We start from the raw sequence: 22,026 nt of genomic DNA, 5'->3' as shown, positions 1-22,026 counted from the left end.
CATGCTCAGGAAAGCACAGCGACGGATCATCGTTCCGTTCCTGCTGCCTGCGTTCGCGCTCTTGGCACTCTTCTTCTTGTATCCGCTGTTCCGTACGATCGATCTCTCGCTCAACGAGTTCTCCCGCACGGGGACGATGACGTTCGTCGGCACCGACCAGTACGAGCGACTCGTGGGGGATCCTGACTTCGCGAGCTCGCTCAAGAACACGTTCCTGCTGACGATCATCGGCGCGCTGATGCTCTTCCCGCCCGCGATCACCATCGCGTGGGCGCTGTCCCACCGGCTGCGGGGCGAGCGGTTCTTCCGGTTCTTCGTCTTCGCGCCGGTCGTCCTGTCGGTCGCGGTCGTGTCGATCATGTGGAAGTTCCTCTACCACCCGACGCTCGGTCTGATCAATCCCACGTTGGAGGGGCTCGGCCTCGGCGCCCTGGCGAAGACGTGGCTGGGCGACCCTGCCACCGCTCTTGCAGCCGTGACGTTCGTGTCCGTGTGGCACGGCATCGGGATCTGGGTGGTCCTGCTGTGCGCAGGTTTCGAGCGTCTGCCGACCGACGTGCTGGAGGCGGCGCGGATCGACGGCGCGGGTGAGGGGCGGATCCTCTTCAGCATCATGCTGCCGATGCTCGCCGACCTGCTGCGGATGCTTCTCGTGCTCTGGGTGGTCCAGAGCTTCCAGGCCTTCGCCTTCATCTACATCATGACCGGAGGTGGACCGTTCGGATCCACCGAGACCGTCGGCACCCTGATGTACCGGGTCGCCTTCGACCAGGCCGACTTCGGCTACGCGGCAGCCATGGGAGTGGTCCTCGTCGTGCTCATGCTGGTTCTCGCGAAGGTTCTGAACAAGGTGATGAAGCGTGACGAACTCCAGTACTGACGTCATCCAGAAGGACGCCCCGATGAGTCCGCCACCGGCGGTCGAAGAACCGGTGCAGCGGCGCAAGCGCCGGCGCCGGGGTTCCACGGAGCCGCGTGCACCCTTCCGGACGTACCACCTGTTCTTCTACCTGCTCCTGGGAAGCATCGTCGTCTCCACCGCGAGTGCTTTCGCGTGGGTCTTCAACGTCTCGATGAAGACCAACCGCGAGTTCCTTGCCACGTCGCCGTGGGAGCTGGCCGAAGGCTGGCGCTGGGAGAACTACGCCAACGCCTGGAGCGGGGCGAACATCGGCGCGTACTTCGGCAACAGCCTCGTGGTCACACTGACCGCGACCGCCGTCGGCGTCGCCGTCTCGGTGGTCGCCGCGTACCCGCTGGCTCGAGTGCAGTTCCGCTTCAGCGGTGTCGTGCTCGCGGTCTTCCTGATGGGTCTGATGATCCCGTGGATGGTGACGTTCGCACCGTTGTACAACCTGATGCAGGACTTCGGCCTGCTCGACAGCCGGATCGGTCTGATCCTCGTGTACGCCACGTACAACCTGCCGTTCAACGTGTTCGTGCTGACCGGCTTCATGAAGACCCTCCCGTACGAGCTGGAAGAGGCAGCGGCGATCGATGGGGCGTCTCCGACCCGTACCTTCTTCTCCGTCATCCTGCCCCTCATGGGGCCCGGGGTGGCGTCCGTGGCCATCATCAGCTTCTTGCAGAACTGGAACGAGTTCTTCTACGCGCTGCTGCTGATCCATACCCCGGAGAAGATGACGCTGCCCCTCGGTCTGTTCCAGCTCGGGCAGGCGGCGAACTACGGCACGAACTGGGTGACGTTGTTCGCCGGGATGATGATGACCGTCGTCCCTGTGCTCCTCGCATTCGCGCTCCTGCAGAAGCAGATCACCAAGGGCCTCACCGTCGGCGCACTGAAGGGATGACCACATGACCATCGCAGTCGTGACAGGTGCTGCCGGTGACATCGGACGTGCGATCGCCCAAGCGATCGTCGACGACGGAGGCTATGTCGTCCTCGCCGACCGTGACGTCGACGCAGCCAGGGGAGTGGCTCGTGCAGTCCCCAGCACCGAGGCGGTTCACCTCGACCTCAGGTCGGCCGACTCCGTTCGCCAGGTCGCAGACGACGTCCTCGCGCGCCTCGGCCCGCCTGACTTCCTCGTCAACAACGCGGCCGTGTGCAGCAACGTGTCGTTCGAGTCCATCGACGAGGCGACCTGGTCAGAGGACCTCGACGTCGTCCTCGGCGGGACGTTCCGCCTCTCCCAGGCGTTCCTGCCGGCGATGCGCGACGCCGGCCGCGGGGCGGTCGTCAACGTGGCGTCCGTGAACGGTCATGCCTACTTCGGCAACGACATGTACAGCGCAGCCAAGGCTGCGCTGCTGAATCTCACACGATCGCTGGCCGTGCAGTACGGGCCGCACAGCATCCGGATCAACTCGGTCTCACCGGGGACCATCGCGAACGCGGCGTGGAACGCGAGGCTGGTCGCAGCTCCTGACGCGCTCGCACGCGCAGCCCGCTGGTACCCGCTCGGGCGGGTCGGCACCCCGCAGGACGTGGCTGATGCGGTGGCCTTCCTGCTGTCCGACCGCGCCCGCTGGATCACGGGCGTCGACCTTCCCGTCGATGGTGGACTCCTCGCCGGCAACAGGCCCCTCGCTGACGACATCGGTGCAGCAACCGTGCCGCAGCATGACGGGGGCGCCGAAGCCGCCACGGCCGACGCTGCTGACTGACGATCAGAGTGTCACGGGGTGACGATCGCGAACGCCGGGTCGGCCTCGTCCGTCAGTCCGACGATCCTGGAGATCACTGACGCGTCCCCGTCCATCGTGATGTCGTCGGTGCCCGAACCGGCCAACAGGCCCAGCAGCTGCGCCTTGGTCAGCGTCACCACGAGGTCTGCCGGATCAGACCGGTGCGTCGGGTAGTGGACCAGGACGCCGTTGGACAGCTCCATCCGGTACGTCTCGTCGACGTCGGTGAAGTGCCAACGGATCGATGCCGACGCGTCCCAGGCTCGTGGCCCGTTGATCCGGATGGCGATGCTGTCGAAGACCTGCGTGATCGTGAGTGCAGTGGCCATGCCCGCCGCGCTGACGTTGGCGGGGAAGATCTTGCCGCCGAGCTCGCTCGCGCCCGCGAGGTAGTTGTTCCTCCACGTCGCGCACTCGGATCCGTAGCCGAGTCGGGTCAGTGCGTCGGCGAGGACTTCCGTCGCGGCGGCGTGACCGGGTTCGGCGAAGACCGCGTGGCTCGCGAGCTCGGCGGCAAAGCGCAGGTCCCCTTCCTCGGCGAACTCCTTCGCTCGCGCGACGGTGGCGTCGATACCGCCGATCGACTTGACATAGCGAGCAGCAGCGGCCTCCGGCGGGTGCTGCCACAGGTGTGCAGGGTTGCCGTCGTACCAGCCGAGGTAGCGCTGGTAGATCGCCTTGACGTTGTGGCTCACCGAGCCGTAGTAGCCGTGGGTGTGCCACGCCGCATCGAGGGCGGGCGGCATCGCGAAGTCCTCCGCTATCTCGCTGCCGACGAGTCCCTGGTTGAGCTGCCGCAGCGTCTGGTCGTGCAGGTACGCGTACGTGTCGCGCTGCTCGGTGAGGAACTGGATCAGGTTGTCGGTGCCCCAGGTCGGCCAGTGGTGCGAGGCGAATCCGACGTCGCTGTCGTGGGCGTACAGCTCGATCGCCTCGGCGATGTAGCGAGACCAGCCGCGGGCGTCGCGAACCTCGGCGCCGCGAAGCGTCAGGAGGTTGTGCAGGTTGTGCGTGGCGTTCTCGGCCAGGCACAGCGCCCGGTGGTCGGGGAAGAAGAAGTTCATCTCCGACGGGGCCTCGGTGCCGGGCGTGACCTGGAAGACGATGCGTACGCCGTCCAGCGTCTCTTCCTGCCCGGTGTGGGTGATGTCGAGCGTGGGCGCGATCAGCCCCACGGTTCCCGTCGAGGTCGCCGATCCGAGACCTGCACCGAGTGTCCCGGTCGCGCCGAACTGAAGGCCCATCCCCGTGTGGTACATCCCGCGTCGGAGCATCGCGCCACCGGCGTAGACGTTCTCCGAGACCGCGTGCTCGAGGAAGTGCTCGGGCGCGACGATCGGCACGGTCGTGTCGGCATCGACCACGCCGAGCACGCCGCCGAAGTGGTCGATGTGGGAGTGGGTGTAGATGACGGCGGTGACCGGGCGGTCGCCGCGGTGCTCGCGATACAGCGCGAGGCCGGCCGACGCGCACTCGGCGGAGACGAGCGGGTCGATCACGATGACGCCGGTGCCGCCTTCGACGAGCGTCATGTTCGACAAGTCGTATCCGCGGATCTGGTAGATGCCGCCGGTGACTTCGAACAGACCGTGGATGGCGGTCAGCTGCGCCTGACGCCACAGACTCGGGTTCACGGTGTCGGGACAGTCGCCGCTGGTCGCCTCGCCGAAGCCTGCGGCGTCGTAGATCACGCGACCGTCGTCGGCCAGGACCTGAGCGGGTTCCAGCACGGCGACGAGGCCGCGGCTGGCGTTGTCGAAGTCGGTGCGATCCGCGAAGTCTGCGGGCATGTGTGCTCCTCGGGTGATGGGTGACTCACGCTACCTCGCACGGGCCCCTTCGGCGTGCGACCGAACGCTGGTGCCGGCTATCCGCGAAGGTAGGCCAGAACCGCCGACACACGGCGATCCGAGGAGGAGTCGAGGCGCAGCTTGGCGAAGATGTTGCCGACGTGCTTGCGCACCGCCCCTTCGCTCACCACCAGCACCTCGGCGATCGACCCGTTCGTACGACCCTCGGCCATCAGCGCCAGCACCTCCCTCTCGCGCTCGGTCAGCGAGGCGAGCGGGCCGTCGGCGCGGCGCCTGCCGAGCAGCTGCCTGACCACCTGCGGGTCGATGACCGTCTCACCGGCGGCCACCCGGTCGAGGCTGTCGAGGAACTCACGGACGTGCCCGACCCGGTCCTTGAGCAGGTAGCCGATGCCGCCGCCCGCAGCGGAGTCGAGCAGCTCGGAGACGTACGCCTCGGCGACGTACGCCGAGAGCACCATGATCGCGATGCCGGGGTGCTCGCCTCGGATCCGCGCTGCCGCCCGCAGCCCTTCGTCGGTGTGCGTCGGTGGCATCCGGATGTCGGTGACGACGGCGTCCGGTCGCTCCTTCGCGACGTACGCGAGCAAGGCATCCGCGTCGCCCACCGCAGCCACCACCTCGTGGCCCGCACGCTCGAGGATGCCGACCAGGCCCTCGCGCAGGAGCGCCGCGTCCTCGGCGAGCACGATCCTCAGCCGGCGCACGGGCACTCCATCCGCACCTCGGTCGGCCCGCCCGACGGGCTGCTCACCGTCAGTTCGCCACCCAGGGCATCGAGGCGGATCGCGAGTCCGCGCAGCCCGCTGCCTGCACCGTCCAGACGTGCTCCGCCGACTCCGTCGTCGATGACGGTCAGCACCACGCGGTCCGCCTGGCGCCAGGCGTGCACCTCGGTCCGCCGCGCGCGGGCGTGCCGGGCGACGTTGGTGAGTGCCTCGCTGACGACGAAGTACGCCGCAGCCTCGACCGGAACCTGCAGCCGCTCCTCGAGACGGATGTCGACGTCGACCGGGACGGTCGAGCGGTCGGCGATCTCGTGCACCGCGGCCGCGAGCCCGTGGTCGGCGAGCACCCGCGGGTGGATGCCTCGCACGGTGCCGCGCAGGTCGTCGAGCGCCTGCTCAGCCTGGCGGTGCGCTCGGCGGACCAGGGTCAGGCCTGGCCCTTCAGGGACATCGAGCTCTGCGTGCCCGAGGGTCATCGTCAGCGCGACCAGCTGCTGCTGCACCCCGTCGTGGAGATCGCGCTCGATCCGGCGGCGCTCGGTCTCGAACGCGTCGACCAGGTCGACACGCGACCGTCTCAGGTCGACGACCGCTCGGGCCAGCTCAGCCTGGCGGGGGTCGAGCAGCAGTCTGGCAAGCGCGGCCTGGGCCACGGCTGCCAGTCCGACCAGGTACGCCGCCGCGACCAGCAGCACCAGGCCGACCGCACAGGCCGCCCATGCCTCTGCGCCGGGATCGACCTGCCAGCCCATGACCTCCATCCGGCCGACGGTCGCCAGCCACGGAGCCAGCAGCATCACGACCGGGAAGCTCACCGCCAGCACGAGGAGCAGCGCATCGAGCGGCCAGAGCACGACGGCGACCAGGAACGCGTACCCGACCTCCGGCCAGGACACCGCGAGGCGACGGCCTGCGCGGAGCCGGTCGGCCAGCGTCATCCCCGATGGTGCGGCGTGCTGGACGAGCCGCAGCCTCGCGCGCTCCACCACGCCCAGGAGGCCGGCCAGCACCGGAACCGTGGCCAGCACCACGATCCCGACCACGACGACCAGCGTCACCGCACCGACGAACAGAGTGAGGCCGAGCACGACCAGCGCGACCACGCCGACCGGCACGGTCGTCAGCAGGTAGGCGAGGGCACCCCACGGCCACCGGGAGCCCAGGTAGCGCCAGGGCTGTGCGCGTAGGGCGGCCCAGGCGTCCGGCGTACCGCTCATGTCTCGACCCTAGGGCGCAGAGGAGCCCGAGCGGGGTAGCGCACGCGCTACCCCTGGTGTCGCGTACGGGACAGAGATCGGCGGCCTGTCGGCGGATTCGATGGAGAGATGACCACCCACCTCACGACCGACATCGCCGTCGGACTCGATGGCGTCACCCGCACGTACCGGTCCCGCGCGGGCGACGTGCACGCTCTGCGCGGCGTCACGCATGCCTTCACCCGCGGCAGCTTCACCGCGATCATGGGGCCGTCCGGATCCGGCAAGTCCACGCTGCTCCAGGTAGCCGCCGGCCTCGACCGACCCACCCGCGGCGAGGTCGTCGTCGGCGGACAGCCGCTCGGTGCGATGAGCCAGACCGGGCTGACGAAGCTTCGGCGGACGGCGATGGGGTTCGTGTTCCAGTCCTACAACCTGCTCGACGCGCTGACCGCAGCGGAGAACGTCGCGCTGCCGGCGCGCCTGGCCGGTCGGCGCGTCCGGCGTGCTGCGATCGTCGACGCGCTGCGCCAGGTCGGTCTCGAGGGCACGGCGCGGCGGCGACCGCCCGAGCTGTCCGGCGGCCAGCAACAGCGGGTCGCGATCGCTCGCGCGCTGCACCTGCGGCCGGAGGTGCTGTTCGCCGACGAGCCGACGGGGGCGCTCGACCGGAGCTCCGGTCGGCAGGTGCTCGAGCTGATGCGCGCGGTCGCCGACGAGCAGCGACAGACGGTCGTGATGGTGACGCACGACCCCCTCTCCGCGTCGTACGCGCACAGCACGCTTTTCCTGGAGGACGGCCTGGTGGTCGGGCGGTTGGACCGTGCCGACGCGACCCAGATCGCCGCGGCGATGAGCGGCCTGGAGCGATGATGATGCTTCGTCTCAGCCGCCAGACGGTGCGGCGCTCCTGGCCGCCGTACGCCGGAGCCTTCGTCGCCCTCGCCTGCGGGACGGTCCTGGTCGGGACCGCCGTGAATCTCGCTGCCGCCGTCGACGCCGCTGTCGGCGCGTCGGACCTCGGCGCCGACCAGCGCACCCAGCTCACCGACCTGTCCTCCCTCGTCGGCGTGATGTCGGGGATCTCGGTTTTCATGGCCGTGTTCGTCGTGGGCAGCACCTTCGGCTTCGTGGTCGCCTCCCGCCGCCGTGAGCTCGGGATGCTCCGGCTGATCGGCGCGACACCGTGGCAGGTTCGCCGGATGGTCCTCGGCGAGTCCGCGCTCGTCGCGGTGCTGGCCGGGGCAGCCGGCTGTCTGCTGTCCACACCGGCCACGACGGTGTTCGTCTGGGTACTCCGCACGCGCGGACTACTCGACGTCACCCTGGAGCCACCCCCGCCGTGGCTGCCGTGGGCGGTGGCAGGGCCGATCGCCATCGCGGTCGCGCTGCTCGGCAGCTGGCGCTCGTCCGCGCGGGCAGCGCGGGTCGCGCCGGCGGCTGCCCTGCGTGAGGCCGGCGTCGAGCGCCGCCGGCCGAGCGTCGTGGCCATCACGGTCGGGTCCGTCTGCCTCGGCGCGCCGATCGTGTTGATGGCGGCTGCCGACCACTTCACCCCGCTCTTCACCGTGGTCATCTCGATCCTGGTGCCCGAGGTCATGGTGATCGGCCTGGTCTGCTTCGGCGGGGTGCTGTTCCCGTGGCTCGCCGGGTTGCTGGGGTGGCCGTTCGTCGATCGCGACGTCACCGCGCGGCTGGCGCGCGAGCAGGTGCGCACCGCCGTACGCATGCCGGCCGCGCTCGCGGCGCCGATCCTCGCGATCTCGGCGATCGCCGGTTCTCTGATCGTCGCACTGAGCTTCACTGCCGACTGGACGACGGCCCTGGACCGCGAGCAGCTGCGTACGCCGTTCGTGGTCGAGACCGGAGACGACCCGGTGGTGGCAGAGCGGCTCGTCGGGGCGCAGGGCGTGGTCGTCGCCGACCCGCGTTCCACCGTCTCGGCCCGGCTCCGGCCCGACGGCGAGCGAGATCTGGTCGACGTGATCGACCTCCCGGCGGCGACCCAGGCTCGTGGACTGACCGCGGTGGACGGCAGCCTTGCCCGGCTCGGCGCCGACGACATCGTCGTGACCGAGACGTACGCGTTCGACCTCGGCGCGGACGTCGGCGACCCGATCGAGGTGCGGATCGGCGGCCAGCGGATCCGCGCGACGGTCGCCGCGGTCGTACGTGATGCTCCGGACCTGTACGGCGAGGTGCTGGTACCTCGTGCGATGGTCGCCGATCTTCCGCCCAGCGTCCCGGACGTCGTGTTCGTCGACCCCGGCTCCGCGGACCTGGATTCAATGCTCGCCGGCACCGCCGGGAGGGTACTCACGGCCGACGCGTGGATCGACGCGGTCGATCAGCAGACCCGCGCCGGCAACAGCCTCGGGCTGTGGGTGTTCCTCGGCCCGGCCGGGCTGTACGCCGCCATCGCCATCGTCAACGCGGTGCTGATCGGCGCCTCGCAGCGGCGTGCCCAGGTACGGACCGCGATGCTCCTCGGTGCGACCGATCGACAGCTGCGCCGCACCGCGCTGTGGGAGGCCGGCTTGGTCGGCAGTGCCGCGCTCGTCGTCGGGGGAGTGGTGACCGGCTTCGTGGGTTGGCTGATCCGGCAGGCTGTGACCCGCGACGTCGCCGCGGTCGGCATGACGATCCCGTGGCTACCACTGCTCGCCGTCCTCGGCACCTGCCTCGGGTTGACGCTGGTCGCCGCGCTGGTCGGCTCGCGCCGGATCACCCGATCGGGCTGACGCTCAGCACTCGAACACCGACCAGCAGATGTCGTTGCGCAGCCGCTGGTCGTCGAGAACGAGGTCGTGGACGGCTTCCGGCAGCTGGTCCCGCTGCCACCGGCACTCGAGTCGCCCGGCCGTGTCGCTATCCCCCTCGGGTGCGGCCGCCCGGACCGCCTTGATGGCGTAGGCGGCGGCACCCAGCTCGTGCGCGGCGACGTGCGCGACGACCGCGGCCTGGCCGGCGGCGTACGCGGCGTGTCGAGGAGCCCCCCGCAGCTCCCTCGCTGCACCCATGGCGTGGCCTCCGGCTGCGCGTGCCTCCATCATCCTCGCCTCGCCACGTACCCAGGCTCGAGCCTGCTCGATCGCCTGACGCGGTCGTGGATCGTCGGGCCGGGCCGTCTCGAAGAAGTCCAGGACGTGCTCGGCGCAGGTGGCAGCCCACAGCGCGAGGAGGTGGTGATCAGAGTCGGTGAGCGTCCCGCCCCGGCGGATCGTGACGAAGCGAGGATCGCGGACCTTCGGAAGGATCACCGGTCTGCGCCTCCGGCGTCGGGGCTGCCGTTCAGGCGTCGGACTGCTGGGCCTGCTTGGCGGCTGCCTTGATGTCGTCGGCCTCGACCGTATCGATAGCGGACTCGACGATGGCGTCGGCACGCTCGAGCGCCTTGCGGATCTTCACGGCGCCGGGGTCGGAGACGAGCGCCAGAAGACCGGAGTGACCGGGCGGGATGGCGTTCTCGAGCTGTTGCTCGAGCTCGCTGTGGTGGTGCCGCTGACGCAGCTTGCCGACCAAGGCTCCCGCGGTGCCGGCCACGGCGGCGCTGCCGAGGATCGACGGCGGGAAGATCACGCCCAGCGCGATACCACCGACCACGCCCCACTTGAGTCCGGACTTCGTGCTGTGGTCGGTCGCCTTCTGGACCTCGAGCTCGCCGTCGGCGGAGCGGCTCACCACGACCACGCCCTCGATCTCGACACTGCGCCCGTCTTCCACGGACTTGAGGGTCTCGTACGCCTCCCACGCCATGCTGGTGTCGCTGAAGTCGGCAACGAGAAGGGTGTAAGCGCCATCGGAGACGGTCGCCGCGCTCATCTCCACGTCCGGGTTGTTCGTGTCGTCTGACATGCCAGGGCTCCCTTGATCGAGGTGGGGATTCCACTCTCCGGCGGCCCGCCGTCGACGGCATCACCCGACGCGGGTGATGCCGTCGATGCGCCGGGTGAGATTCGCGCGTCCCGAGGAGCGGTGCGGTGCTAGCGTCCGTCCACCGCCGCCTGTGAAGGGACCACCGTGACCAGCTCCGTACCGCTCGACCTCGCCGCGTCGCCGCGCGACAACCTGTACGCGTTCGGCAAGACGTGGGGGACCTTCGGCGAAGACCCGCTGATCTCGACGTTCCACGGTGCGATGTACGCCTCGGTGGGGACCTCGAGGCAGCAGCCGCTGTTCGGGTACGCCGGCACCGGCATCACCAAGGTCCGCTTCGTCGGCGAGGGCTCGACCGAACGCCTCCAGATGCGCGGCAAGGAGACCGGCTTCTTCTACGACCTGCGCACCGGCGACGTGATCGAGAGCTGGGACAACCCGTTCACCGGCGAGACGGTCGAGGTCTATCCGTTCCTCAACGACAAGATCGGCGGCGAGCTCACCCTCGAGATGCCGAAGCTGTTCGTCGGCGACGCCGAGGAGCACGGCGTCCCCATGAACGAGAACGTCGACGCGTCCGACGACGGGTCGCTGCCGTTCATCCTGCCGTGGGCCGTGTACGGCGACGAGGTGCTGCTCGAGTGGGACTACGCCCACGAGTACCCCAACCCGGTCACGCCGTCGGGCTGGCCCAAGTCCTCGACGGGCGACACGATCAACCCCTCGGAGCACTTCGTCATCTACACCTCGAAGCGAGAGCTCGAGGACCGCGACCTCGCCTCCGCTCACTTCCGCGCCGGATTCTCGCGCGTCTCGCCGTTCTGGCCGTGGATGCGGATGGGCGGCTCGGGTCTCGAGAGCGGCGTGATGACCGGAAGGCTGCACAGCCGGAAGACGATCCGCGGGCTCGACGACGTGCCGCCCAAGATCCGTGCCTACACCGAGAAGAACCACCCCGACTACTTCGAGGCGCCGAAGGGCTGGGACGTGTCCGGGCCGATCCTGTCGTCGTGGGAGGCGTACGCCCGCGACACGCCACGCGAGGCGTGACGACCGGCGGATGGTCGTTGGACGGCGCGGGGCGTACGGGGGATCGTGGTGCGGGTGGATGATCTGACGCCCGTCCCAGCAGAGCCCGCGGACGCGACCGCCGTACGCGCGCTGGTGCGCCGCGCGTACGCGCCGTACGTCCCGCGCATGGGTCAGGAACCCGTACCCATGAACGCCGACTACGAGCGCGCCATCGAGGACGGGGACGTCTACCTCGTACGCGAAGGCGGCGAGCTGGTCGCCCTCGTCGTGACCCGCGAGGAAGGCGACCACCTCCTTGTCGAGAACATCGCGGTCGCACCTGGATGGCAGGGACGGGGGATCGGCACAGGGATCTTGGCGTGGGCCGAGGCGACGGCGACGAGCCTCAGGTACGACGAGGTGCGCCTCTACACGCACGAGACGATGGTCGAGAACATCGCGTTCTATCGCCGGCACGGTTTCGAGATCACGCGCGTCGCCGCGGAGGACGAGTTCCGGCGAGTGCACCTGCGGAAGGTGTGCACCACCCGCTGACGGGGCACTTCCTGGGTTGCCGACCCGGGCGCACGGGGCGTCCAGGTTCCGAAGTGAAGGAGACGCGCGTGAACAGATCCACCCGTTTGTTCGTGGCGCTCGGCGCCGCGATCCTGGCGCTCGGACTGGTGAGCCCGGTCGCCACCGCGACCGCTGCGGCCAGCCCATCCGCACCCACGGCTCAACGCGACCTGGTCGAGATCCCGGCGAAGGCCGCGGTCCGACAGGCGGTCGCCCCCAGCGAGTGCACAGGCACCCTGCTCGACGACTACGTCGACGGGCTGCTCGCCGACATGACGAACGAACAGCTCACCTTCCTGTTCGCCCACCTCGACACCCTGCTGGACGTTCCGACGTACGACGCGCTCTTCTTCGGCACGACCGGTGATCCGGACTATGCGCTCGAGTCGCAGGCGCACCAGCTGCAGAACACGTTCCGCGACCTCCGAAGGTTCTGGGACATCGAGTCCGCCGACATCCAGCTGATGGCCATGCACGGCGACGTGCTGCTCGACGCCGACCGCATCGCGGCCACCCTGACCGCCATGGTGGCGGCCGGCGAGATCGCCCCGATGACTCCCGCTCAGATCGCGCTCGAGGCCCAGACGGTCGCCGACTTCATGGAGAGGCAGGGAGACTTCTACGACAACCCGCTGTGGACGCTGAACGCCTTCGCGTTCAGCGGCGAGGACGAGACCGATCCCGTGCTCGCGGCGCTGCCCGACAAGCTGGTGTTCGGCGACGGCATCCTCGCGGCGTACGACGCCATCGGCCTGGGCGACGTCGGTCCGCGGGTGATCATGGCGCACGAGTTCGCCCACCACGTCCAGTTCGAGCTCGGCGTCTTCGACACCGGTCCCACGGATCCTGCCGAAGCCACGCGTCGTACGGAGCTGATGGCCGATGCGATGGCGGCCTACTACGGCGTCCACAAGAAGGGTCTGGCGCTCAACCAGAAGCGGGTCACCGACGCGTTGCTGAGCTTCTACACCGTGGGGGACTGCCAGTTCGCGAGCCCCGGCCACCACGGGACACCGCTGCAGCGCGAGCGCGCCGCCGCGTGGGGAGCCGAGCTCGCTGCCGCTGCGCAGCCGCGAAGCTCTGTGCTGTCGGCCGCGTCCTTCATCGAGCTGTTCGAGGCTGCGCTGCCGCGCATCATCTCCGGGAGCTAGCGGGAGGAGGAACGGCGCCGCCCGCGGTCCTTCGGGCCGGGGGCGGTTGCGCGCCTTCATCGTCCGCTTATTACGAACGCGCTGCGTACGGAAGCCTGGCGATGGCCCTCGCGTCACATCGCGGACCATGAAAGCATTCCGGCGAGCCGCCTCGGGATGCCCTGTCCAGAGGGCGTATATTACGTACGCGAGGCAGCCGCAATCGTGCCCACAAGGCACGCGCGAGCCAGGACAGGGGATGGACTGATGTCAACCAGCACAGACGCCGTGAAGCGCCGAGCGGGGCGCAAGCGTGACCCGAGGGTCGAGCCGCTGGTCCTCAACGCGACGCTCGAGGTCTACGCTCTCAACGGGTGGCGTGGGCTCACCTTCGACGCGGTCGCCCGGTCTGCCGGGATCGGCAAGCCCGCCATCTATCGGCGGTGGGAGAGCCGTGAGCTCCTGCTCGTCAGCGCCTTCAACCGCACCAACTTCCCGACGGCGCGAGACATGGGCGGTCTCGAGGCGGACGTCCGTGACTATCTCGCCCAGTGGCTCGACTGGTACTCCGCCCCGTTCCTTCCCCAGGCTGGCAGCAGGATCCTGGTCGACTGCACCAACAACCCTGAGCTCGACCGGCTCTACCGCGAGGTCGTGATCGGTCCGCGCGGTCGTGCAGCGCGGCAGGTCACGCGGCGCGCGATCGCCCGGGGTGAGCTTGCCGGGGACGTCTCCGCGGCAATCCTGCCCGACCTCATCCTGGGCGGGATGTTCTTCCACTGGGCGTTCTCCACCGACCGTGACGACCCCGGTTTCGCCGAGAAGTTCGAGAGAGAGTCCACCGCACTCGTGGACGTCATCCTCAGGGGTCTGCACAGCGCGTCCGAGTCCTAGGAGAGCCGATGGCACCGCACGTCGTTCCAGGTCGTGAGCTGCCGACTCACGTCACGATCTACGAGGTGGGTCCTCGCGACGGTCTTCAGAACGAGGACGTTGCACTCACCGCGGAGATCAAGGTCGAGTTCATCCGTCGCCTGTTGGCGGCCGGACTGCCGATCGTCGAAGCGACGAGCTTCGTACACCCGCGGTGGGTGCCGCAGCTGGCCGACGCCGCCGAGGTGATGGCCCAGCTGTCGGCCGAGGCAGAGGTGCTGCCCGTGCTGGTGCCGAACGAGCGCGGGCTCGAGCGGGCGGTCGAGCTCGGAGTGAGGCACATCGCGGTGTTCGGGTCTGCGACGGAGACGTTCGCACGGCGGAACCTCAACCGAAGTCTCGACGAGCAGTTCGCCATGTTCGAACCGGTCGTCACCGCAGCCGCCGACCGGGGCATCTCGGTGCGGGCCTACGTGTCGATGTGCTTCGGCGACCCGTGGGAGGGTGGGGTACCGGTTGAGCAGGTCGTGGCCGTCGGTCGAAGGCTCGTCGACCTCGGTGCATCGCAGCTGAGCCTCGGGGACACGATCGGTGTGGGCACGCCCGGGCAGGTCACCGCGCTGCTCGACGCCTTCAACGCCCAGGGTCTCCCCGACAGCGCGCTGGCGATGCACTTCCACGACACGTACGGCCAGGCCCTGGCCAACGCCTACGCCGCGCTCCAGCACGGCATCACGACGTTCGACGCGAGCGCCGGCGGCCTCGGAGGTTGCCCGTACGCGGAGAGCGCCACGGGCAACCTGGCGACCGAGGACCTCGTGTGGATGCTGCACGGCCTCGGCATCGAGACCGGGGTCGACCTCGACGCGCTGGTCGGGACCTCGCGGTGGATGGCCGGTCAGCTGGGCCGACCGGCACCCAGCCGCGTGGTGGCTGCCCTGACGAAGTGAGGCGCCTTCATCACTTCTCGGCGCCGGCGGAGAGCTGACCCACGAGGTGGCGTCGCTGGATCTTCCCGGAGGGGGTGCGGGGGATCTCCTCGACGAAGTACACGTCGCGAAGCTGCTTGTACGGCGCAAGACGGTCCGCCATCCAGGTGATGATCTCCTCGGCGCTCGTGTCGACGCCGTCGGCGACGACCACGGCTGCAGCCGGCCTCTCGCCGCGACGCTCGTCGGGGACGCCGAACACCGCACAGTCGGCGACCAGGGGAGACGACACGAGGACGCGCTCGACCTCGACGGGGGAGACCTGGGTGCCGGACACCCGGATGATGTCCTTGACGCGGTCGGTCACGACGACCCAGCCCTCGGGTTCGACGTGGCCGATGTCGCCGGTGCGGTACCACCCGCCGTCCAGGAACGGGGAGTCTCCCTCGGGCAGATAGCCCTCCATCCGCGCCGGACTGCGCACCACGATCTCGCCGGTGCTCCCACGCGGGAGGAACTCGTGGCTCACGACGTCGATCGTCTCGACGTCGACCGCTGACGGAGGAAGACCCACGGAGTCCAGGCGCCCGTGCGGCAGCGAGGAGACGGGGTTGACCGCGACGATCGGAACCTCGGTCGTGCCGTACGCCGGAAGCCAGCTGACCCCGATCCGATCACTGACCTGCTGGGCGATGTCGCGGTTGACCGGAGTGGCGGACCAGTTGAGGTAGCGCAGCGACGACAGGTCGAACTCTTCGAGATCGGGCATGGCAGCGAGTGCTGCCGCGATCGGGGCGACGGTCATGCCGATCGTGATTCGATCCTGCTGGAAGCTCTCGACCATGCTTCGGGGTGTGAACCTCGGGAACAGCCGGATCGTCGCTTCGCCGATGAACGTGGCGCCGATGTTGACGATTCCGAGGATGTGAGCCAGGGGAGTCAGAGCCTGAAGCCGGTCCTCGCGGGTGATGTCGAGAGACTCGCGCCACTGGCGGGTCGCGACGACGAGGCTGTGATGCGTGTGGCGGACGGCCTTCGGCATGCCGGTGGTCCCAGAGCTGAACGGGAGTGCCAGCTCCATGTCGCCCGGATCGAGCCCGCGAACCCCGGCGGGCACGGCCGGAGCAACCTCGGACAGCAGGTCCGCGATCTCGGACCATCCGTCGATGGCGTCGCCGGGACCCGCGACCACGGCGAGCTCTGGGCGGGCTACCTCGTCGAAGATCGGCGCGACCGTGCGGCTCGCGACGATCGCTCGCGGACCGGTGAGCTCGAAGGCGTGTCGGATCTCGGCGGCGCGCCACGCACTCGGAAGCATGACGGCGGAGGCCCGCAGGCGGCACAGGGCGAAGAAGACGAAGACCCATTCAGGTTGGTTGCCCAGGCAGAGCGCAACCCGGTCTCCTGGCCGCACTCCGCGGGCGTACAGGGTCGCCGCCAACGTGTCCGCGGCGCTCTGGATCTCCGCATACGTGATCTTCCAGTCGCCGGCGAGCAGGCCGACACGGTCCGGTGACCGGTCGGCCGTGTCGTCGAGGATGTCCGAGTAGTCGAAGGTCATGACCCACCGCCTGTGCTGAGTGCTTTCCCGCAGGCTATTGCGTACGGAGTGCGGACACAATAGTCGGACCGCGCCTCGCGGGTCAGCCGGAGTTCCTTCTCAAACGGCTTGACAGTGATGTGGGCCACACCTATGTTGACACCGACGTCGAAATTAATAACGGGCGGTCGAACCCCAGGAGAGGTCATGAAATCAATGCACGTGACGCGAGCGAAGGTCGTGCTGACCTCGCTCGCCCTCGCCGCAGCAGTCGCAGCATGCGGCGGTGGCGGCGGCGACTCCGCGGAAGGAGACGCCGACGGCCCCTACAAGTGGGGCATCAACGCCGAGCTGTCCGGACCGGTCTCCTTCTACGGCGAGTCGCTCCAGGCGGGCGTGAAGGCCTACGTCGACCAGGCGAACGCCGACGGCGGAGTCGACGGCCACGAGATCGAGGTCACGGCGCTCGACAACGCCGGCGACTCGTCCCGCTCGGCGACGAACGCGACCCAGCTCGCAACCTCCGACCAGGTCAACGCGATGTTCGGGTTCGTCCTCAGCGCCAACTGCTCGGCCGCCACGCCGGTCGTCGAGCGCTACAAGGTTCCGCTCGCGTGCCTCTCGGTCGCCGAGCCGAACGACTACGTCTACAACCTCGGACCCAACAGCACGCGCATGGCTGGGGCACTCCTCGGGGCGTCGAAGGAGGTCAGCGGCAAGGAGAATCCCAAGGCAGCCCTCGTCCACCTCAACACCCTGACGGTCCTGGCACTCGCCGACGCCGTGAAGGAGAAGGCGGGCGACGCCGGGGTCGACCTCGTGACCTCCCAGGAGCTCGACCTCGCCGCGACCGACGTCTCGCCGCAGGTGGCCAAGGTCGTCGCCGCCAAGCCCGACGTCGTCATCGTCAGCAACTTCGGCCCCGGATTCCTCGCAGTCCTGAAGGCGGTCCGCGCGGCCGGACTCGACGTGCCCGTGGTCTGGGCGGACGGCACCGGCAACCTCACGTCGCTGGAGGAGTCGACCGACGAGAACGTGTACGCCATGAGCGCCTACGAGCTCGTCGACCCTGACAACGCGACTGGGGCGGCCGCTGACTACATCGAGGCGATCTCCCCGACCCTCGACGAGGTCAACGCCGTGACGCTGAACGCCGGGTACACGGCGATGGGCTACATCACGGCGAATGCCTACGGACAGGGGCTCGCGAAGTGCGGTTACCCGTGCTCGGGTGAGGACCTCGGCAAGGTCCTCGACACGGAGGAGTTTGACCTCGAGGGGCTGGTGTCCGGCTTCTCCTACGAGGACGGCCACTACCCGTACCCGGACTGGTACCTGTACAAGGTCGTCGGACCGTCGTACGAGAAGGTCGGCACGTACGAAGCTGACTGATCCGCCGCAAGAAGTCGGGTGCGTCCGATCCCTCATCGGACGCACCCGGCTCTTGCGTGTGCCGGCCGGCGGTGCAGAGCGTGACCGTGGGCTATTGCGGACGGAGTGCGTACGGAATAACCTGCGGGCAGGTCGCGTCGTTGCGGCCGTCACATGATCAGGAGGCTGCGGTGACGACTGAGGCGGTGTCCAGCGAGGCCGGTCCGGCGAGGCTCGACGAGTTTCGTGGGCAGGTCCTCGAGTTCCTGGCGGACAACCTGCCAGACGGCTTTCGAGGCGTGGGCGCGCTGGCAGGCGACGTACGAGAAGCGTTCCTCGGTCCTTGGCGTGATGCCCTCGTACGCACGGGCTACATCGCACCGGAGTGGCCCGTCGAGTACGGCGGTGCCGGCCTGACGCAGCAGCAGCGGATCGTCCTCGACGAGGAGTCCGCCCGCGCCGGCGCGCCGCTGTGGGCCCTGCCGACCGACCCCATCGGCTTCGGACTGCTGGGATCGATCGTGCTCCTGTGGGGAACTCCTGAGCAGAAGCAGCACTTCCTCCCGGCACTCGTGTCTGGCGAGCACCGTTGGGCACAAGGCTTCTCCGAGCCGGAGGCCGGCAGCGACCTGTTCAACCTGAGGACGAGGGCCGTGCTCGACGGTGACGAGTGGGTCGTCGACGGGCACAAGATCTGGCAGACCCAGGGCCACAAGGCCAACTGGATCTTCCTTCTCGCGCGCACCGATCCTGCAGCGAGAAACCGAGACGCGCTGTCGTTCCTCCTGGTCCCGCTGGACCAGCCCGGCGTCGTCGTCACACCGATCCGCTCGATGACCGGCGAGGAGGAGTTCGCGGAGGTTCGCCTCGAGGGCGCCCGGACTTCCGCCGCGAATATCCTCGGCGCGCCGGGGCAAGGAGCGCAGGTGGCGCTGAGTCTGCTCGGGTTCGAGCGGTCGGCCTTCGGGGCTGCTCACGTCCACTACGGCAGCGAGCTCGACCGACTCGTCGTTCTGACCCGCGAGCAGGGGCTCGAGGACGATCCTGGAATCCGCCAACGGCTCGCCGATGCCCGGATCAAGATCGAGGTGATGAAGGCGATGTCGTTTCAGGCCCGCAAACGCGCCGCCGCAGGGTCCTCGCCTGGCCCGGAGTCATCGGTTTTCAAGCTCTACCAGACCACGTTCGACCTGACGCTGACGGAGCTGGCGATGGACCTCCTGGGGATGGGTGCGACGATCACGACCGGCCAGCCTTCGGCAACCGTCCTCGGTCCTGATCCGGTTGGCACCCCCAACTCGTCGGCGGCGTGGCAGTCGGCGTACCTGAGGTCGCGAGCGGCAGTCATCTACGGCGGCTCGAGTCAGATCCAGCGCAACACCATCGGCGAGCAGGTGCTCGGCTTGCCCCGCGAGCCCCGTCCGACGGGGGGTCGGGCATGAGCTGGCCTGCAGATGCCGAGCTCGTCGAGGACCAGGACCACGCCGATTTCCGGAGCAGCGTGCGCTCCTTCCTCGCGCAGCATGCTCCGACTCGTCGCGTCCGCCAGTTGTGCGACGACGCCGGCCGCGTCGAGCGGAGTGCACTGTGGCGGCAGCTGTGCACCGAGCTCGGTGTCGCCGGTCTGTGCGTGCCCGAAGAGTTCGGCGGCCAGGGCGCCCCAGCGTCGTACCAGGTGGTTCTCCTCGAGGAGCTCGGTCGCACGCTGGCACCGGTCCCGATGTTCGCCAGCACCGTCCTCGCCACGACCGCCCTGCTCGAGTCTGGCGACGCCGAGGCGTGCAAGCGCTGGTTGCCCGCGATGGTGCGTGGCGAACGCGTGGCCACCATGGCAGCCGGGGAGCGCCCCCACGACTGGGACCTTCGTTCGGTGACGACGACGGCGACCTGCCTCGGCGGGCGCTGGCGCGTCACCGGCTCGAAGCCGTGGGTGGTCGACGGCGACAATGCCACGCTCGCCCTCGTGCTCGCCGACTCCGCAGACGGCTCGGTGCTTCTCGCCGTCGATCTCGACGACGAGGCGGTGCGGCGTGAGGTCAGCGCCACGCTCGACCCCACGCGTCCCGCGGTCACCATCCACGTCGACGACGTCGTGGCCGATCTCGTCGGTGGCGTGGGTGAGGGCCGCCGCATCGTCGACGCGACGATGCGGCGCGCTGCGGTAGCCCTGGCCGCGGAGCAGCTCGGGGTCGCCACGCGTGCCCTCGAGATGGCCGTGGAGCAGGCGAAGACGCGCGTTCAGTTCGGCCGCGCGATCGGATCGTTCCAGTCGCTCAAGCACCTGCTCGCCGACTGCTACGTCGAGGTCGAGGGGCTGCGAGCCTCCGTGCGACACGCCGCCCAGGCTCTCGACGACGGGGACCCGGCGCAGGCCACGCTGCTCGCCCATCTCTGCAAGGCGGTCGGCTCGGACGTCGCACTCGACGTGGCGGGGGCCAGCATCCAGGTTCACGGAGGCATCGGCTTCACGTGGGAGCACGATGCTCATCTTTACTTCAAGCGGGCAACCGTGAGCCGTCAGTGGCTCGGGACGCCCGCGTACCACCGCGACAAGGTCGCCGCCTTGATGCTCGGCGCGACCGCGTGAACAGGGAGGAATGCCCCATGGAACCCGTTGACATCGGCTTCAGACCCACGATCGGTGACGCCGTTCGTCGGGCCGCCGCGGAGTTCGGCGATGCCGACTACATCGTCACGCTCGAGGACCGGTTGACGTACGCCGAAGCCGAGGCGGCGTCAGCGGGGCTGGCCCGTCGGATGCTCGCGCGCGGAGTCGGCAAGGGCACGCGCGTCGGTCTGTTCTATCCCAACGGGACCGACTGGGTCGTGGCGTGGCTCGCTGCGTCGCGGATCGGCGCCGTGGTCCTTCCGTTCAGCACGCTCTACGCCCCCGGGGAGCTGCGGAAGGTGCTGAGGTTGGGTGACGTCGACGTGCTCCTCGCGCCGGCGAAGGTGCTCAAGGTCGACGTCCCAGCCTTTCTCGAGGAGGCGTTGCCGGGACTCGCCGCGCAGACAGGTCCGCAGCTGCGGTTGACCGGAGCGCCGTACCTGCGACGCATCTGGCTCGACGGCGAGGTCGATCGTCCGTGGGCGGTGCCGTTCGCGCTGCGCGACGAGCCGACCGCCGACGACGTCGACGCGGAGCTCCTCGCGGCGGCTGAGGCCGAGGTCGCCCCGTCCGATGCCGCGATCATCATCCACACCTCTGGCACCACCGCCGATCCCAAGGGGGTGGTTCACACGCACGCGACCTTGATGCGGCAGTCGGCGATCATCCCACCGATCATGCAGCAGGCAGCGCCCGACGGTCTCGCGCCGAAGTACTTCTGCGCCATGCCGTTCTTCTGGATCGGAGGGATCCTCGGCGTGACGGGCACTCTCCACGCGCCGGTGACCCTGCTGGTGATGGCTCGGCTCGAACCCGGCGGCGCGCTCGAGCTGATCGAGCGGGAGCGGGGAACGTCGATCGCGGGCTGGCCGACCTTCACTCAACGAATGCGGCTGCACCCGGACTTCGCGACGCGCGACCTCTCGTCCGCGCCGACGCTGCTCGAGGGGCCGGCAGACCTGGCGCTGATGGGGACGACGGACAACATTCCTCGGCACCGGAGCATGACCGAGACCGGAGGCAGCTTTCTCACCACGGATGTCTTGGTGGTCGACGAGCACGGCAAGGAGGTGCCGGCCGGTGAGGAGGGCGAGCTGCTCGTCCGTGGACCCGGCATCATGCTCGGCTACAACAAGCGCGAGGCCTGGGAGGCCTTCGACGCCGACGGCTGGCTGCATACCGGCGATCGGGTGTTCGTCCGCGAGGACGACCCGTCGGTCTACTTCGCAGGCCGGTTCACGGAACTGATCAAGACCTCGGGCGCCAACGTGTCGCCGAAGGAGGTCGAAGCGGCCGTCGACGAGCACCCCGAGGTCAACCACTGCTTCGTCGTCGGTGTGGGCGACCCCGACCTGGGACAGGAGGTCGTCGCGGCCGTGGTGCCGCGCGATCCCGAGACCTTCGACGCCGAGGTCGTCACGGCGTACCTCCGTTCGGAGCTGTCGCCGTACAAGATCCCCAAGCGCTGGATCGTCGTCGACGAGGTGCCGCTGCTTCCCACGACCAAGCCGGACAAGCGTGAGCTGCTGCGCCGGATCGAGTCGGGGGAGATCGGCTGAGGGCGCAGCGCGGCGGCGCCGACGGCGCGGGCTATTGCGTACGAAATGCGATCTGGATGTGTTCAGATCGCATTTCGTCGTTCCGCAGAACCTTTGTCAGCCGTGGGCAGGATGGAGCAAGTCTATTGCGTTTGGATAGCGTACGTATTACGGTCATCACACCGCGGAC

General features: G+C 69.0%; 20 protein-coding genes. 14 read left to right on the top strand and 6 right to left on the bottom strand.

Annotated features, from left to right (window positions below; genetic code table 11):
* The first annotated feature begins 1 nt into the window (after window position 1).
* From AB3M34_RS15935 to AB3M34_RS15925, 3 genes are read left to right on the top strand one after another with little or no spacing between them, the layout of a single operon-like run.
* Window positions 2-880, top strand: a complete 879-nt coding sequence (locus AB3M34_RS15935; RefSeq protein WP_370615365.1) for a carbohydrate ABC transporter permease — start codon at window positions 2-4, stop codon at window positions 878-880.
* Window positions 861-1,811, top strand: coding sequence for a carbohydrate ABC transporter permease (locus tag AB3M34_RS15930; RefSeq protein ID WP_370615364.1), 951 nt, complete (start codon window positions 861-863; stop codon window positions 1,809-1,811). Before AB3M34_RS15935 ends, AB3M34_RS15930 begins: the two co-directional genes overlap by 20 nt.
* A 4-nt stretch (window positions 1,812-1,815) precedes the next feature.
* Window positions 1,816-2,628 (top strand): SDR family oxidoreductase, encoded by an 813-nt coding sequence (locus tag AB3M34_RS15925; protein ID WP_370615363.1) that lies wholly within the window; start codon window positions 1,816-1,818, stop codon window positions 2,626-2,628.
* Between the two features lie 11 nt (window positions 2,629-2,639).
* On the opposite strand, the gene AB3M34_RS15920 is transcribed toward AB3M34_RS15925, so the two are convergent.
* The 3 genes from AB3M34_RS15920 to AB3M34_RS15910 form a co-directional block, all read right to left on the bottom strand.
* Window positions 2,640-4,439, bottom strand: coding sequence for an alkyl/aryl-sulfatase (locus AB3M34_RS15920; protein WP_370615361.1), 1,800 nt, complete (start codon window positions 4,437-4,439; stop codon window positions 2,640-2,642).
* 77 nt (window positions 4,440-4,516) lie between these two features.
* Complete coding sequence (locus tag AB3M34_RS15915) at window positions 4,517-5,173, bottom strand: response regulator (protein ID WP_370615359.1); 657 nt, start codon at window positions 5,171-5,173, stop codon at window positions 4,517-4,519.
* Window positions 5,155-6,405, bottom strand: coding sequence for a sensor histidine kinase (locus AB3M34_RS15910; RefSeq protein WP_370615358.1), 1,251 nt, complete (start codon window positions 6,403-6,405; stop codon window positions 5,155-5,157). Before AB3M34_RS15910 ends, AB3M34_RS15915 begins: the two co-directional genes overlap by 19 nt.
* A gap of 108 nt (window positions 6,406-6,513) precedes the next feature.
* Here AB3M34_RS15910 and AB3M34_RS15905 point away from each other — a divergent pair, with 108 nt between their 5' ends.
* Together AB3M34_RS15905 and AB3M34_RS15900 are read left to right on the top strand one after the other, a co-directional pair.
* Window positions 6,514-7,257 (top strand): ABC transporter ATP-binding protein, encoded by a 744-nt coding sequence (locus AB3M34_RS15905; RefSeq protein ID WP_370615357.1) that lies wholly within the window; start codon window positions 6,514-6,516, stop codon window positions 7,255-7,257.
* Window positions 7,254-9,125 carry an FtsX-like permease family protein gene (locus tag AB3M34_RS15900; protein WP_370615355.1) on the top strand — a complete coding sequence of 624 codons (1,872 nt, stop codon included), beginning with the start codon at window positions 7,254-7,256 and terminating at the stop codon, window positions 9,123-9,125. The genes AB3M34_RS15905 and AB3M34_RS15900 overlap by 4 nt, the downstream gene beginning before the upstream one ends.
* Window positions 9,126-9,128: 3 nt before the next feature.
* Here AB3M34_RS15900 and AB3M34_RS15895 read toward each other — a convergent pair whose 3' ends face one another.
* Together AB3M34_RS15895 and AB3M34_RS15890 are read right to left on the bottom strand one after the other, a co-directional pair.
* Window positions 9,129-9,644, bottom strand: a complete 516-nt coding sequence (locus AB3M34_RS15895) for a putative immunity protein (RefSeq protein ID WP_370615354.1) — start codon at window positions 9,642-9,644, stop codon at window positions 9,129-9,131.
* A 31-nt stretch (window positions 9,645-9,675) separates the two neighbouring features.
* Complete coding sequence (locus AB3M34_RS15890) at window positions 9,676-10,239, bottom strand: DUF1269 domain-containing protein (protein WP_370615353.1); 564 nt, start codon at window positions 10,237-10,239, stop codon at window positions 9,676-9,678.
* Between the two features lie 165 nt (window positions 10,240-10,404).
* Here AB3M34_RS15890 and AB3M34_RS15885 point away from each other — a divergent pair, with 165 nt between their 5' ends.
* The 5 genes from AB3M34_RS15885 to AB3M34_RS15865 all read left to right on the top strand — a co-directional run bounded on the left by AB3M34_RS15885 (window position 10,405) and on the right by AB3M34_RS15865 (window position 14,800).
* Window positions 10,405-11,310, top strand: a complete 906-nt coding sequence (locus tag AB3M34_RS15885; RefSeq protein ID WP_370615351.1) for a DUF1838 family protein — start codon at window positions 10,405-10,407, stop codon at window positions 11,308-11,310.
* 54 nt (window positions 11,311-11,364) lie between these two features.
* Entirely contained in the window at window positions 11,365-11,826 is a 462-nt protein-coding gene (locus AB3M34_RS15880; protein WP_370615349.1) for a GNAT family N-acetyltransferase, read from the top strand.
* 68 nt (window positions 11,827-11,894) lie between these two features.
* A complete protein-coding gene (locus AB3M34_RS15875; RefSeq protein ID WP_370615347.1) occupies window positions 11,895-12,998 on the top strand; it encodes a hypothetical protein in 1,104 nt (367 codons plus the stop codon).
* 246 nt (window positions 12,999-13,244) lie between these two features.
* Window positions 13,245-13,871, top strand: a complete 627-nt coding sequence (locus AB3M34_RS15870; protein WP_370615345.1) for a TetR/AcrR family transcriptional regulator — start codon at window positions 13,245-13,247, stop codon at window positions 13,869-13,871.
* An 8-nt stretch (window positions 13,872-13,879) separates the two neighbouring features.
* A complete protein-coding gene (locus tag AB3M34_RS15865) occupies window positions 13,880-14,800 on the top strand; it encodes a hydroxymethylglutaryl-CoA lyase (protein ID WP_370615344.1) in 921 nt (306 codons plus the stop codon).
* A 10-nt stretch (window positions 14,801-14,810) separates the two neighbouring features.
* Here the strand turns inward: AB3M34_RS15865 and AB3M34_RS15860 are convergent, their stop codons facing one another.
* Window positions 14,811-16,340 (bottom strand): class I adenylate-forming enzyme family protein, encoded by a 1,530-nt coding sequence (locus AB3M34_RS15860; RefSeq protein WP_370615343.1) that lies wholly within the window; start codon window positions 16,338-16,340, stop codon window positions 14,811-14,813.
* A gap of 186 nt (window positions 16,341-16,526) precedes the next feature.
* On the opposite strand from AB3M34_RS15860, the gene AB3M34_RS15855 reads away from it, so the two are divergent.
* The 4 genes from AB3M34_RS15855 to AB3M34_RS15840 all read left to right on the top strand — a co-directional run bounded on the left by AB3M34_RS15855 (window position 16,527) and on the right by AB3M34_RS15840 (window position 21,857).
* Window positions 16,527-17,711 carry an ABC transporter substrate-binding protein gene (locus AB3M34_RS15855; protein WP_370615342.1) on the top strand — a complete coding sequence of 395 codons (1,185 nt, stop codon included), beginning with the start codon at window positions 16,527-16,529 and terminating at the stop codon, window positions 17,709-17,711.
* A gap of 170 nt (window positions 17,712-17,881) precedes the next feature.
* Window positions 17,882-19,132 carry an acyl-CoA dehydrogenase family protein gene (locus AB3M34_RS15850; protein WP_370615340.1) on the top strand — a complete coding sequence of 417 codons (1,251 nt, stop codon included), beginning with the start codon at window positions 17,882-17,884 and terminating at the stop codon, window positions 19,130-19,132.
* On the top strand, window positions 19,129-20,277 hold the full coding sequence (locus AB3M34_RS15845; RefSeq protein ID WP_370615338.1) for an acyl-CoA dehydrogenase family protein: 1,149 nt from the start codon (window positions 19,129-19,131) through the stop codon (window positions 20,275-20,277). Before AB3M34_RS15850 ends, AB3M34_RS15845 begins: the two co-directional genes overlap by 4 nt.
* Window positions 20,278-20,294: 17 nt before the next feature.
* The gene (locus AB3M34_RS15840; RefSeq protein ID WP_370615336.1) at window positions 20,295-21,857 is read left to right on the top strand and encodes a class I adenylate-forming enzyme family protein; all 1,563 of its coding nucleotides are present in this window, start codon (window positions 20,295-20,297) and stop codon (window positions 21,855-21,857) included.
* Window positions 21,858-22,026 lie beyond the last annotated feature (169 nt).

This window comes from Mumia sp. Pv4-285 (genome assembly GCF_041320275.1).
GTDB lineage: Bacteria > Actinomycetota > Actinomycetes > Propionibacteriales > Nocardioidaceae > Mumia > Mumia qirimensis.
The sequence above is the reverse complement of the archived record's forward strand: the minus strand, read 5'-3'. Positions and strand labels throughout refer to the sequence as shown.

Bases quoted from the DNA above. Each gene is read 5' to 3' on its own strand.
- AB3M34_RS15935 (WP_370615365.1), top strand. From the start codon at position 2: ATGCTCAGGAAAGCACAGCGACGGATCATCGTTCCGTTCCTGCTGCCT.
- AB3M34_RS15925 (WP_370615363.1), top strand. From the start codon at position 1,816: ATGACCATCGCAGTCGTGACAGGTGCTGCCGGTGACATCGGACGTGCG.
- AB3M34_RS15920 (WP_370615361.1), bottom strand. From the start codon at position 4,439: ATGCCCGCAGACTTCGCGGATCGCACCGACTTCGACAACGCCAGCCGC.
- AB3M34_RS15910 (WP_370615358.1), bottom strand. From the start codon at position 6,405: ATGAGCGGTACGCCGGACGCCTGGGCCGCCCTACGCGCACAGCCCTGG.
- AB3M34_RS15905 (WP_370615357.1), top strand. From the start codon at position 6,514: ATGACCACCCACCTCACGACCGACATCGCCGTCGGACTCGATGGCGTC.
- AB3M34_RS15900 (WP_370615355.1), top strand. From the start codon at position 7,254: ATGATGATGCTTCGTCTCAGCCGCCAGACGGTGCGGCGCTCCTGGCCG.
- AB3M34_RS15890 (WP_370615353.1), bottom strand. From the start codon at position 10,239: ATGTCAGACGACACGAACAACCCGGACGTGGAGATGAGCGCGGCGACC.
- AB3M34_RS15870 (WP_370615345.1), top strand. From the start codon at position 13,245: ATGTCAACCAGCACAGACGCCGTGAAGCGCCGAGCGGGGCGCAAGCGT.
- AB3M34_RS15865 (WP_370615344.1), top strand. From the start codon at position 13,880: ATGGCACCGCACGTCGTTCCAGGTCGTGAGCTGCCGACTCACGTCACG.
- AB3M34_RS15860 (WP_370615343.1), bottom strand. From the start codon at position 16,340: ATGACCTTCGACTACTCGGACATCCTCGACGACACGGCCGACCGGTCA.
- AB3M34_RS15855 (WP_370615342.1), top strand. From the start codon at position 16,527: ATGAAATCAATGCACGTGACGCGAGCGAAGGTCGTGCTGACCTCGCTC.
- AB3M34_RS15845 (WP_370615338.1), top strand. From the start codon at position 19,129: ATGAGCTGGCCTGCAGATGCCGAGCTCGTCGAGGACCAGGACCACGCC.
- AB3M34_RS15840 (WP_370615336.1), top strand. From the start codon at position 20,295: ATGGAACCCGTTGACATCGGCTTCAGACCCACGATCGGTGACGCCGTT.